The sequence below is a fragment of the Robertmurraya kyonggiensis genome, assembly GCF_005116465.1.
Classification (GTDB): Bacteria; Bacillota; Bacilli; order Bacillales; family Cytobacillaceae; genus Robertmurraya; species Robertmurraya kyonggiensis.
This window is the reverse complement of the sequence record NZ_SWBM01000002.1, coordinates 25,187-37,602: the sequence shown is the minus strand read 5'-3', so window position 1 is coordinate 37,602 and position 12,416 is coordinate 25,187. Positions and strand designations below refer to the sequence as shown.

The window sequence follows — 12,416 nt, the reverse complement described above, 5'->3', positions numbered from 1 at the left end:
GGATTACTCCTGTTCAGGATTTCTTAAGTAGTACCCTACTCCTCTTCTTGTTACGATCCATGTAGGATGACTCGGATTGTCTTCGATTTTTTCACGGAGGCGACGTATCGTCACATCGACTGTTCTCACGTCACCATAATAATCGTAGCCCCACACCGTTTGAAGAAGATGTTCTCTCGTCATAACTTGTCCAATATGCTTCGCTAAATAATGAAGCAACTCGAACTCTCGGTGTGTCAATTCGATTTTCTCTCCACGTTTGGAAACAATATAGGCATCAGGATGAATGATCAATTGTCCCACTGCGATTTCATTTGTTTCATCTTCTTCAGCTTGTGAAGATACATGTTGATGCCTTCTTAAATTTGCTTTCACACGAGCAATAAGCTCTCTAGAACTAAAAGGCTTGGTCACATAATCATCAGCCCCTAGCTCTAAGCCTAAAACTTTATCTATTTCTGAATCCTTTGCTGTTAACATAATAATTGGCATTTCATATTTCTTACGGACTTCTCGACAAACCTCCATGCCATCTCTTTGAGGTAGCATGATATCCAATAAAATCAGATCCGGCTTGATTTCCTCCACCATTTCAAGGGCTTTATTGCCATCATAAGCGCAATATACATCATATCCCTCTTTTTTCAGATTGAACTGGAGAATATCCGCAATTGGTTTTTCATCATCAACGACCAGAATTTTTTTATCCATACCTTTTCTCCTTTAAGATAAGATTGAATACCCCTTTAAAAACATTCTTTCATTTACTGTACCATTTTATCAAAGGGAATTCATCTATTACATCGAAAAGCGCAAGCGGCTTGCACAGCCCCGAAAAGCACTGGAAAGCCAGATGATGAAGTTTGTACTTTAACTTCAACATCTGGCTTGAAGTGACTCGAGGGGTTAGCCGCTGGAGCTAGACATTCCCCCACTATGAAGCAACAAAGAGCCTCTATCATTACTAGAGACTCTTTCTAAGGATGAGAAAAGCTCCGATCTATAAGACCTTCTGCTTTTCTTATCACAAGTAATCTAATGGGTTTTCCAGATTGCCATTTTTATAGATTTCAAAATGCAAGTGAATACCTGTTGAATTCCCTGTGGAACCCATCACTCCGATTTTTGAACCTTTGCTCACGGTTTGTCCTACACTCACATTAATAGAAGATAGATGAGCATATACAGTCTCATAACCGTTTTGATGGTCAATCACGACTTTATTTCCATAGCCGCTAGAATTACCTGCAAATTTCACAATTCCATTATCGGCTGCCTTGATGGTTCGATCACTTGGTCGTGCAATATCAATCCCTTTATGAAATTTGCCCCATCTAGTTCCTTGTTTACTGGAAATATACCCTCCAACTGCTGGCCAAGCAAATGTTCCCTCACCTCGAGAAGGAATGACCCTCGTCCCTTTGACCACAATATAGGCAGTTGGCTCTTCAAGGATGTTTTCGTTAAGTATTTCTTTATTTAAAAGAACACCATTATGTTCTGATATTTTATATGCTACCTCTCTAGAACCGTCATTTCCTTCTTGCTTCACTTCGGTATCGCCCTTATACATCGTTTCGTCTTCTTCGACAATTTTGTCATAAGGAATCGATTCCTTCAGAAAGACTTCCTTCTCGACCATCACTTCAACTAACGGCTTTAACACTGTCACGTTTAGCTCTTGGTCTATTTTAATAAAATCGTCTTCCTGCAATTCAGGATTTAGTGTAAGCAATTGTTCTAGATTCATATCATGATCACTAGCAATTTGACTAAGAGCATCTCCAACTTGGACTTTATACTTCTTTTCTTCTAAAGTCCCTTTCAAGATATAATTAACAGCTTCTTCAACTGCTAATATTTTCGAAGGAGTGACCTTTTTATTCGTATAAGCAACCTCTTTTGAGAGCTTGACATCTAATATCCGTGTTTCATTTTCCTTTAAAGGTGGTAAAGCTTCTGTAGTAGTGGTTTTTTGCTGTTCAAGTTGTTCTAGCTGTTCTTTTGTTACATATTTAAGCTTTAATGCTTCAATCACTTGTTTGGCTACTTCTGAATCCTTCACATATACTTGTGCGTCTTCACCAAATGAAATCTCAGTGGCAACAGCTTTGATCGATAGAAGTTCATCTAGCTTCTTAACCACCTCTTGATCATCCGTATCGGAAGCATTTTGGAACACATGTTCAGGAACATATGTAAGCTCTGGTCCAACAGTAAGGTTTAATTTCGTATCAAGAACCTCCTGTTTATCCTCCACTTTATTATCAACGATATTTTCAACTATTTTTTTGTCTGACACAGTACCGATGTAATCATCATCGACATACACATAATAAACGGTATTAAAGGCTAAATCGGCAAATACATGCGCACCAACTCCTAATGTTAGGGTCGTTAAAGCGATTACAGAAAAAGTAACCTTCTTAAAGCCTTTGCTTCCATTGCCCGTGAGTTTGGACAGACTCTTAAATCTTGTATTCATGTAAATCCTCCCTAGACTACCGACAACTTTTCACCTTCTTTAATGTACCATAGTTTAATTTTTAAAGATTAATAGACTCCATAATGTAACATAAATGTATAATAGCTGACGAATTCTTACAAAGCTTGTACAAATCGTACATGCAATAGAGGCTTAGTTATAGGGAATCAAGGGATTTTGTCTGAGATAGAGAGACTTGAGAGAAACTGGATCAATTCTAGAAAATTTTCTAATAATTTTACGTGAATGTTGCATTCATGTAACAAAAAAAGAGTATGCAGTTTGCATACTCCTTCATTTCTTTAGTTTTGACGCCAAGGATTCATCACAACATTCGTTTGTGAACGATCTGGACCCACTGAGAAGATTGATAATGGAATTCCAGTAAGCTGTGCTACTCTTTCAAGATAATGACGCGCATTTGCTGGGAGCTCATCTAATGATTTGCAACCAGTAATGTCTTCTGTCCAGCCTGGTAGTTCTTCAAAAACAGGCTCACATTCCGCTAATACCTTAAGGCTAGCTGGGAATTCCTCAATTACTTCCCCATTGTAGCGGTACGCCACACAGATTTTTAACGTTTCAATACCAGTTAAAACATCAATGGAGTTTAAAGATAAGTCTGTGATTCCACTTACACGACGAGCGTGACGAACAACGACACTATCGAACCAACCAACACGACGTGGACGACCAGTTGTTGTACCGTATTCACGACCTACTTCGCGAATTTGGTGACCAATTTCGTTATCCAATTCTGTTGGGAACGGGCCATCTCCTACACGTGTTGTATATGCCTTACATACCCCAACAACGTGCTTGATTTTACTTGGACCAACACCCGAACCGATTGTTACTCCACCGGCTACAGGGTTTGAAGAAGTTACAAATGGATACGTACCTTGGTCAATATCCAGCATAACTCCTTGAGCACCTTCGAATAGTACACGGCGACCTTCATCAAGAGCATCGTTTAATACAACAGATGTATCAACAACATAATGCTTGATTTGTTGGCCATATTCGTAGTATTCGTCTAAGATATCTTCAATTTTGAAGCCTTCTGTTTCGTAGATGCGCTCAAGTAAACGATTTTTCTCTTTTAAATTGCGCGCTAATTTTTCTTCGAATACTTCTCTATCCAAAAGATCAGCTACGCGAATACCGATACGAGCTGCTTTATCCATGTAAGCAGGTCCGATTCCCTTTTTCGTCGTACCGATTTTGTTATCTCCCTTGCTCTCTTCCTCAACCTCATCCAACTTTAAATGATAAGGAAGAATTACGTGAGCACGATTACTAATACGTAGATTATCAGTCGTTACAGCTTTTTCATGTAAATACGCAAGTTCTTTTACAAGTGCCTTCGGATCAACAACCATTCCATTTCCGATTACACAAATCTTATCTTTATAAAAAATCCCTGAAGGAATTAAGTGTAATTTATACGTTTCTCCGTCAAACTTAATGGTATGACCTGCGTTGTTTCCACCCTGATAACGAGCGATTACTTCCGCATTCTCTGAAAGGAAATCGGTAATTTTCCCTTTACCTTCATCTCCCCATTGTGTTCCAACAACTACTACTGATGACATTAAAGAAGCACCTCCATAAGGTTAACGATCATTGTTCTTTCCAAACAAAATAAGTGTACAATTCTACATAAAGAAAGTCAATGAAACACGAACATTTTTTCAAAAATACTTATATTTTGTTCGTGAATAATTCGAAATTATTTCCCAACAAATAAAAAAGACTAGCCGTAGCTAATCTTTTTCTGAATTTATCCGGTTGGAACTGCAGCATCATCAAATCGCCGCTCTAAATTAACGAACTTATTATATTCCTTCACGAAGGCCAAGGAGACTGTTCCTGTTGGGCCGTTACGTTGCTTCGCTATGATGATTTCAATGATGTTTTTGTTCTCTGATTCCTTATCATAGTAGTCATCACGATATAGGAAGGCTACGATATCCGCATCCTGCTCAATACTTCCTGATTCACGAATATCAGACATCATTGGACGTTTATCTTGACGTTGCTCTACCCCACGAGAAAGCTGGGAAAGTGCAATAACTGGTACCTGAAGCTCACGGGCAAGCTGCTTTAAGGAACGAGAAATCTCAGAAACCTCTTGCTGACGGTTTTCGCCAGAACGGCCACTTCCTAAAATCAACTGCAAGTAATCAATTAAGATCATCCCTAAACCATGCTCCTGTTTCAAACGACGGCATTTTGCACGAATATCCTGCACACGAACACCAGGTGTATCATCGATGAAAATGCCCGCATTTGATAAGCTTCCCATTGCCATTGTCAGCTTACCCCAGTCCTCATCAGTTAAGGAACCCGTTCTTAAGCGTTGGGCATCGATATTTCCTTCAGCACAGAGCATACGCATAACAAGCTGTTCCGCACCCATCTCCAAACTGAAGATCGCTACATTTTCACCTGTTTTCGTCGCAACGTTTTGTGAAATATTCAAGGCAAAGGCTGTTTTACCAACAGATGGACGAGCTCCAACAATAATCAAGTCATTTCGTTGGAATCCAGCCGTCATTTTATCGAGTTCAACAAATCCTGTCGAGATTCCAGTGATATCACCTACACGATTGTGCATTAATTCAATATTATCGTACGTGCGAACGAGAACATCTTTAATGTTATGAAAGGCTCCTCCGTTTTTACGACCGGATACTTCCATAACCTTTTTTTCTGCCTCAACAAGAAGTGCATCTACCTCATCTTCCCGTTGATAACCATCTGTAGCAATTTCTGTAGCTGTGCGAATCAATCTTCTTAAAAGGGACTTCTCCTCAACAATTTTTGCATAGAACTCAATGTTCGCAGCAGTTGGTACTGAACCTGCAAGTTCACTTAAATAGCTGATTCCGCCAACATCCTCAAGTAATTTCGTGGCTGCTAGTTCTTCGGAAACAGTGATTAAGTCAACCGCCTTCCCTGCATCATTTAGCGTTAGCATCACATTGAATATCTTTTGGTGTGCTGCACGATAAAAATCCTCAGGAATCAAGATTTCGGTTGCCTGCGTTAATGAAGAAGGTTCTAAGAAAATAGCACCTAGTACAGCTTGCTCAGCTTCAATATTTTGTGGGGGAAGTCGATCTGCAAATAAATCACTCATTATAGGAAAACCTCCTTACAGATGACTAGAAACATATCCATAAATCTATTAATTAAGTATATAAAGTGTGTATGATTGCTGGACAATTAAACTACTAAATAGAAAAAAATTTTAATTAAAAGGCTCTTTTCGCAAACATTGTTTATTTTCTTACGAAAAAAACTTGTTGCTTTTGAGTTATAACTTGGTAAGTACATTTCTAATTTAAACTCAATTAGAAGTCAGATGGCAGCGAAAAGTGCCGTGCAAAAATAATGTGTGAATAGGAACCCCATAGGAGGTGTAAATGTCGGCTTTAGATTTTTTTCGAAGAAAAAAATTAGGACATTTACGAAAAAAAACAATCATTACGAAAATAGCGAATTAGAAAAATGTGACCAGCATTCAACCGATCACATTTCTTTCATTATTTTATCATGTTTTCACGGAAATGGTACTTCCAAAATTAGTTTCCTTCTTTTACATGTACATTAAGGGTAGCTGTTACTTCTGTATGAAGCTTAACAGGAACCTTTGTATAGCCTAGTGCTCGAATCGCATCATCCAGTTCAATTTTACGCTTATCGATTTTTATACCATGTACTTTTTGAAGAGCATCTGCTATTTGTTTACTTGTGATAGAACCAAATAGTCGTCCACCCTCACCTGATTTTGCAGAAAGCTCAACCGTTAACTGCTCAATCACTTCTTTTAGTTCTTTTGCGTCAGCTAGCTCTTCTGCTGCTAACTTTTCTTCCTTTTTCTTTTGTGCATTCAAACTGCTAACATTCGATGAGTTTGCTTCAACAGCGAGTCCTTGCTTAAGTAAAAAGTTTTGTGCATACCCGTCAGCAACGTTTTTTACTTCGCCTTTTTTCCCTTTTCCTTTAACATCCTTTAGAAAAATTACTTTCATTGCTTCTTTCTCCCTTCTAAATATTCTTCGATCGTTTCTAACAATGCCTGTTCTACTTCTTCGATTTCCATATCATAAACCTGTGTAGCTGCGTTGGTCAAGTGACCTCCACCACCGATGTTTTCCATAATGACTTGAACATTGATATCCCCTAATGAACGAGCACTGATCCCTATCATGTTATCCGAGCGCTTGGATATGACAAAGGAAGCTACTATTCCATCCATTGTTAAAAGTGTATCCGCCGTTTGGGCAATTAACACTTGATCAAGCACTTGTTCTGCATTCCCTTTTGCAATGGCAATTCCATCTTTGTAAAAATAGACGGATTCAATCAATTTCGCTCGTTTTAAGAAGGTTTCAACATCCTCTTTTAAGAATTTCTGCACAAGTACCGTATCCGCTCCCTGTCCACGAAGATAGGAGGCTGCATCAAAGGTTCTTGCACCCGTTCTTAAGGTAAAGCTTTTTGTATCAACAATGATCCCTGCCAATAGGGCTGTTGCCTCTAGCATATCAATTTTACTTTTCTTCGGTTGGTATTCAAGCAGCTCCGTCACCAATTCGGCTGTGGAAGAAGCATACGGCTCCATATAAACAAGTAATGGGTTCTCAATAAACTCCTCACCACGACGGTGATGGTCAATGACGACAACATGATCAATGCGATGAAGCAATCTTTCTTCAATGACCATAGAAGGCTTATGTGTATCAACCACGACCAAGAGCGTATCTTCTGTCGCAATCTCAAGAGCTTGCTCTGGGGAAATAAAGCGTGAGAATAGCCACTCATGCTTTCTAATTTCATCCATCAGTCTGCGAACTCCAGTATCGATTTCGTTAAAATTCATCACAATGTACCCTTCACATTGATTCATTTGAGCTACTTTTTGAATTCCAATGGCCGCGCCAATGGCATCCATATCAGGATTCTTATGGCCCATAATGATGACTTTGTCACTATCTGTGATCAAATCCTTTAAGGCGTGAGAAATCACGCGTGCACGTACTCTCGTCCGTTTTTCAACAGGGTTTGTTTTTCCGCCAAAGAACTTCACTTTTCCATTCGTTTGTTTAATCGCAACTTGGTCTCCTCCACGCCCCAAAGCTAAATCTAAGCTCGATTGTGCAAGCTCACCAAGCTCTGGTAAAGAAGGAACGCCAGTCCCTACCCCGATACTTAACGTAAGTGGAACATTTTGTTTAGATGTAATTTCACGAACATCATCTAAAATGGAGAATTTCCCTTTTTCTAATAAATGAAGAATTTGTTCATTAAAAACAGCAATAAATCTGTCTGAAGAAACACGTTTTAAGAAGACGCCATTATCATTAGCCCACTTGTTTAGTATGGACGTTACAAGGCTGTTTAGGCTACTTCTCGCTTGGTCGTCCATCCCTTGTGTCAAATCATCATAGTTATCTAAAAAGATGATTCCTATAGCCGTTCGCTCATCTTCATACATTTTTTCTACTTCAACTTGCTCGGTGATGTCGAAGAAATAAAGCAATCTTTCTTCAGCACGATGAACCACTCTAAATTTCCGATCCAATAAAGGAATAATCTCCGTTTCCACTTCCTGTTTAATTAAAGGAATCACCGAGTCCCCTACGTCATAAAGGGAACGTCCTACTAACGTCTCCTCATCAAAACAGGATGCTAAAAATGGATTCGCCCATTCAATATAATAATCGTCATTATAGAGCATAATCCCAATCGGCATTTCCATTAACGCCTCTTCCCCCACTTTTTTCAAGCGGTAAGAAAGCGTCGTAATATACTTCTCCGTTTCCTGGCGTTGCTTATATTCAATTAAAAACAGATAGTAAAATGGAATGGCGGCGATCACTACTCCAATTAGGCATATGATCCAATTATAATAAGCTAATATTCCTAGTATCACTAGGTCAATCAAGATCAAGGCAAAAATCGGATAGCGAGTCGGCCATTTATCCAAATAAGAAGGCATTTTTTCAGCTCCCAAATTTCTAAGCTTTTCTTCCAATATATATACAAATCGATGTTATCATGCACACTTCAATTTTTAAAATCGATCCATTATTTTTTTTCACTTATACGCTTTCTAAAGTCAAAACCTAAATCAATTATACCTAATATCCTTACAATAGAAAGAAGGAATGGAACAAGGATTGTTAAAACCGTCATAATGATCGGTAGGGCCTTCGGATAGCCTTTCTGATAAGAAAAATAATAAATGAGCGATAGCCCCTGTAAAACCATAAATAACTGCAGAACAAAGGCTAAATTAATGAGTGCTGTATACCAAAAAGTCCCCTCTTCAGGATTAAAGATAAGAGATGCTACTAACACACCTAAGTAATACCATAATAGGCTTTTTGGAAGTTGTAACTCTCTAAAAGGTGACCACTTTGGAATCGCAACCCCCAACCTTTTCGCGATTGGAAAAGAAACTAGTTCAATGATCATCACGACTAGAATGGAGGACATCACGAATAAACTTGGTACAAGCGTTTCGAGCATGTCTATGCCCATTTCAAATTGTTCCATCATTTTCGGATCTGGCGTTTGTCCTAATGAGCCTAAGATTTCCTTCGATTGATCCATGGATAGTTTAATCGTTTGAATCGATTCTTTAATGATATCTATATTAAAAAATGTGACAGTTACCGCATATGTTAGAATCGTGACGATTAAGAAAGCTAAAGTTCCAGCGATATATCCACTTACTCTACTCTTCTTTTCTCGAATACAATCCCCAAGAACAATTCCTGTAAGACCATATAAAATGGTTAAAGGTAAAGCCAAAATTGACCCAACTATAAAAGAAATCAATAGCCCTCCAATAAAAAAGACAAAGGAGCTCTTTCGATCATTTTTCGTAGCAAACATAATAAATGGTAAGGCCAAAAACAAATTACTGACAATCCCTAGTACAGGTATGTAAAGCGTCATCAGCAATAAAACAGCAAAGGTAGCAAGAAACAAAGCTCCTTCTGTTAGCTTATGTACATTTTTCACTCTCAAACCTCCTGACAAAGTCCTAAGACCTATTTTATCGATAATACTCTCGGGCTTCAACCAATCGGTTCTATCAAAAGGCTCTTTTCGCAGACATTGTTGCTTTTTTGATTCGTAGTTTGGCATACAAATCTCCTGTTTTACCTAAAAAAACATATGGGAGAAGCGAAAAGTGCCGTGCAAAAATAATGTGTGACTCTAAACCCAGTTGGGAGTGTAAATGTCGGCCTTTGGATTTTTCGAAGAAAAAAATTAGGACATTTACGAAAAAAACCACAATCATTGCGAAAACAGCGTATCAAAGAGCACAAGCGTAGGTTTAACAACATTCGATGCGTTATCAAACTAAACTTAAACATAGTAAAAAAGACAGCTGGTTAACGGAACCAAACTGTCTTTTTGTCATTTATTATTCACCTGTAACGTATGGTAATAATGCCATCATACGTGCACGCTTAATAGCAACAGTTAATTTACGTTGGTATTTAGCGTTTGTACCAGTTACACGTCTTGGTAAAATCTTTCCACGTTCAGAGATGAATTTTTTAAGTAGATCTACATCTTTATAATCGATGTGAGTGATTCCGTTTGCTGTGAAATAGCAAACTTTACGGCGCTTAGCGCGACCGCCTCTACGTCCTCCCATAGCCATGGTTATTTCCCTCCTCTATAGTTATTAGATCGAATCTAATTAGAATGGAAGATCGTCATCCGAGATGTCGATTTGACCGCCACCTGCAAATGGATCTTCATCTATACGGGTATACCCGCCTTGGTTATCGTTGCGAGATGGTTGATTCTGATTACCGTAAGGAGCTCCTTGGCTCTGGCCACCGAAGCCACCAGCATTGCCTCCAGAACCACCTTTCGGTTCAAGGAATTGCACGCTCTCAGCTACAATTTCTGTAACATAAACGCGTTTCCCATCTTGTCCCTCATAATTACGTGTTTGAATTCGACCATCAACACCAGCAAGGCTTCCTTTTTTCAAGAAGTTTGCTACGTTTTCAGCTGGACGACGCCAAATGACGCAGTTAATGAAGTCTGCTTCTCTTTCCCCTTGTTGATTCGAAAAAGTACGATTCACAGCAAGAGTAAATGTCGCAACGGGAACACCATTTGGTGTATAACGCAATTCAGGATCTTTCGTTAAACGTCCGACTAGAACTACACGATTCATCATCAGAATCAACTCCTCTCTTTGACAAATGTTTCACGTGAAACATTTGGTTAAATGACTATATGTCTTAAATTACTTATCTTCTTTGATTACGATGTGGCGGATGATATCCTCGCTAATTTTAGCTAAACGAGAGAATTCTTCCACAGCAGCTGCATCAGCGTTAACTTTTACAAGTTGGTAGTAGCCATCACGGAAATCATTGATTTCGTATGCAAGACGACGCTTACCCCACTCTTTTGATTCAGCAACTTCCGCACCATTACTAGTTAAGATACCATCAAAGCGCTCTACAAGTGCTTTTTTAGCTTCATCTTCAATATTTGGGCGGATGATGTACATAATTTCGTACGCTCTCATCACGTTCACCTCCTTTTGGACTAACGGCCCTTCAATAGGGCAAGGAGCAATATTCATTACTCACAAGAAGAAATTATAACATACATATGACAAAAGTACAAGAGCAACAAAAAACACCCTGTTTTGGACAGGATGTTTTAGAAAACTATTATACATTAAAACGGAAGTGAATGATGTCGCCATCTTTTACTTCGTATTCTTTACCTTCTAAACGAACTTTTCCAGCTTCTTTTGCAGCGACCATGTTTCCTGCTGCTAACAGATCATCATAGAAAACTGTTTCCGCACGGATAAAGCCTCTTTCAAAGTCAGAGTGGATAATTCCAGCACATTGTGGTGCTTTCATACCCTTTCTAAATGTCCAAGCACGAACTTCTTGAACTCCAGCAGTGAAGTAAGTAGCTAGTCCAAGTAAATGATAAGATGCACGGATTAATTGGTCTAATCCTGATTCTTCAATTCCAAGCTCTTGAAGGAACATTGTTTTTTCTTCCCCTTCAAGTTCAGCAATTTCAGATTCAATTTTAGCACAAATCACGATAACCTCAGCATTGTCTTGTGCCGCAAATTCTTTTACCTTTTGAACATATTCATTTGCAGATGGATCCGCAACATCATCTTCCCCAACGTTTGCTACATACAGCATTGGTTTAATCGTAAGAAGGTGAAGTCCTTTTGCAATTTTAAATTGCTCATCCGTGAACTCAACTGTTCTTGCTGGTTTACTAGCTTCAAAAGCCTCTTTTAGCATTTCTAAAATTTCAAGTTCTGCAACTGCCTCTTTATCCTTTTGCTTCGCTAATTTCCCAACACGAGCAAGGCGTTTTTCAACAGATTCTAGGTCAGCTAAAATAAGCTCTAAATTGATCGTCTCAATATCGTCTAAAGGATCAACTATACCAGAAACATGTGTGATGTTTTCGTCTTCAAAACAACGAACTACTTGGCAAATCGCATCTACTTCTCGGATATTAGCCAAGAATTTATTTCCAAGACCTTCCCCTTTACTTGCACCCTTTACGATTCCTGCAATATCTGTAAATTCAAAGGTTGTTGGAACAGTCTTTTTCGGTTGAACCAATTCTGTTAATTTTGTTAAACGTTCATCAGGAACTTCTACGATCCCTACGTTCGGATCAATTGTACAGAAAGGATAGTTAGCCGATTCTGCTCCTGCTTGTGTAATTGCGTTAAATAAAGTAGATTTTCCAACGTTCGGTAAACCTACAATCCCTGCCGTTAAGGCCATCCAAAGTCACTCCTCATATCTATATGCAAAATAATAAATCATTTTCTTCTCAAAATAATTAACCTTAACCAATTATAGAGAGTTCCCTCCTAAAAGACAAG

The 12,416-nt window shown here is 38.7% G+C and carries 11 protein-coding genes; all 11 read right to left on the bottom strand.

Annotated features, from left to right (window positions below):
• Positions 1-3: 3 nt before the first annotated feature.
• The 11 genes from yycF to ychF all read right to left on the bottom strand — a co-directional run bounded on the left by yycF (position 4) and on the right by ychF (position 12,315).
• Positions 4-711 carry a response regulator YycF gene (gene yycF, locus FA727_RS11440; RefSeq protein WP_126411059.1) on the bottom strand — a complete coding sequence of 236 codons (708 nt, stop codon included), beginning with the start codon at positions 709-711 and terminating at the stop codon, positions 4-6.
• 313 nt (positions 712-1,024) lie between these two features.
• Positions 1,025-2,485 (bottom strand): M23 family metallopeptidase, encoded by a 1,461-nt coding sequence (locus FA727_RS11435; RefSeq protein ID WP_136831096.1) that lies wholly within the window; start codon positions 2,483-2,485, stop codon positions 1,025-1,027.
• Positions 2,486-2,787: 302 nt separating this feature from the next.
• Positions 2,788-4,080: an adenylosuccinate synthase gene (locus tag FA727_RS11430; RefSeq protein WP_136831095.1), complete on the bottom strand. Its 1,293-nt coding sequence runs from the start codon at positions 4,078-4,080 to the stop codon at positions 2,788-2,790.
• Positions 4,081-4,268: 188 nt separating this feature from the next.
• Entirely contained in the window at positions 4,269-5,630 is a 1,362-nt protein-coding gene (dnaB, locus tag FA727_RS11425; RefSeq protein ID WP_126410911.1) for a replicative DNA helicase, read from the bottom strand.
• 445 nt (positions 5,631-6,075) lie between these two features.
• Positions 6,076-6,525 (bottom strand): 50S ribosomal protein L9, encoded by a 450-nt coding sequence (gene rplI, locus FA727_RS11420; RefSeq protein ID WP_136831094.1) that lies wholly within the window; start codon positions 6,523-6,525, stop codon positions 6,076-6,078.
• Positions 6,522-8,495, bottom strand: coding sequence for a DHH family phosphoesterase (locus FA727_RS11415; protein WP_136831093.1), 1,974 nt, complete (start codon positions 8,493-8,495; stop codon positions 6,522-6,524). Before FA727_RS11415 ends, rplI begins: the two co-directional genes overlap by 4 nt.
• 89 nt (positions 8,496-8,584) lie before the next feature.
• The gene (locus FA727_RS11410) at positions 8,585-9,526 is read right to left on the bottom strand and encodes a YybS family protein (RefSeq protein WP_136831092.1); all 942 of its coding nucleotides are present in this window, start codon (positions 9,524-9,526) and stop codon (positions 8,585-8,587) included.
• Positions 9,527-9,935: 409 nt separating this feature from the next.
• On the bottom strand, positions 9,936-10,172 hold the full coding sequence (gene rpsR / locus FA727_RS11405; protein ID WP_126410939.1) for a 30S ribosomal protein S18: 237 nt from the start codon (positions 10,170-10,172) through the stop codon (positions 9,936-9,938).
• Between the two features lie 45 nt (positions 10,173-10,217).
• Positions 10,218-10,709: a single-stranded DNA-binding protein gene (gene ssb / locus FA727_RS11400; RefSeq protein WP_136831091.1), complete on the bottom strand. Its 492-nt coding sequence runs from the start codon at positions 10,707-10,709 to the stop codon at positions 10,218-10,220.
• A gap of 69 nt (positions 10,710-10,778) precedes the next feature.
• Positions 10,779-11,066, bottom strand: a complete 288-nt coding sequence (gene rpsF, locus FA727_RS11395) for a 30S ribosomal protein S6 (protein WP_136831090.1) — start codon at positions 11,064-11,066, stop codon at positions 10,779-10,781.
• 148 nt (positions 11,067-11,214) lie between these two features.
• The gene (gene ychF, locus FA727_RS11390) at positions 11,215-12,315 is read right to left on the bottom strand and encodes a redox-regulated ATPase YchF (protein ID WP_136831089.1); all 1,101 of its coding nucleotides are present in this window, start codon (positions 12,313-12,315) and stop codon (positions 11,215-11,217) included.
• Between the last annotated feature and the right edge of the window lie 101 nt (positions 12,316-12,416).

Excerpts from the sequence above, each read along its gene's own strand:
- dnaB (WP_126410911.1), bottom strand. The coding sequence starts at position 5,630 with ATGAGTGATTTATTTGCAGATCGACTTCCCCCACAAAATATTGAAGCT.
- FA727_RS11430 (WP_136831095.1), bottom strand. The coding sequence starts at position 4,080 with ATGTCATCAGTAGTAGTTGTTGGAACACAATGGGGAGATGAAGGTAAA.
- FA727_RS11435 (WP_136831096.1), bottom strand. The coding sequence starts at position 2,485 with ATGAATACAAGATTTAAGAGTCTGTCCAAACTCACGGGCAATGGAAGC.
- FA727_RS11415 (WP_136831093.1), bottom strand. The coding sequence starts at position 8,495 with ATGCCTTCTTATTTGGATAAATGGCCGACTCGCTATCCGATTTTTGCC.
- rpsF (WP_136831090.1), bottom strand. The coding sequence starts at position 11,066 with ATGAGAGCGTACGAAATTATGTACATCATCCGCCCAAATATTGAAGAT.
- ssb (WP_136831091.1), bottom strand. The coding sequence starts at position 10,709 with ATGATGAATCGTGTAGTTCTAGTCGGACGTTTAACGAAAGATCCTGAA.
- yycF (WP_126411059.1), bottom strand. The coding sequence starts at position 711 with ATGGATAAAAAAATTCTGGTCGTTGATGATGAAAAACCAATTGCGGAT.
- rplI (WP_136831094.1), bottom strand. The coding sequence starts at position 6,525 with ATGAAAGTAATTTTTCTAAAGGATGTTAAAGGAAAAGGGAAAAAAGGC.
- rpsR (WP_126410939.1), bottom strand. The coding sequence starts at position 10,172 with ATGGGAGGACGTAGAGGCGGTCGCGCTAAGCGCCGTAAAGTTTGCTAT.
- ychF (WP_136831089.1), bottom strand. The coding sequence starts at position 12,315 with ATGGCCTTAACGGCAGGGATTGTAGGTTTACCGAACGTTGGAAAATCT.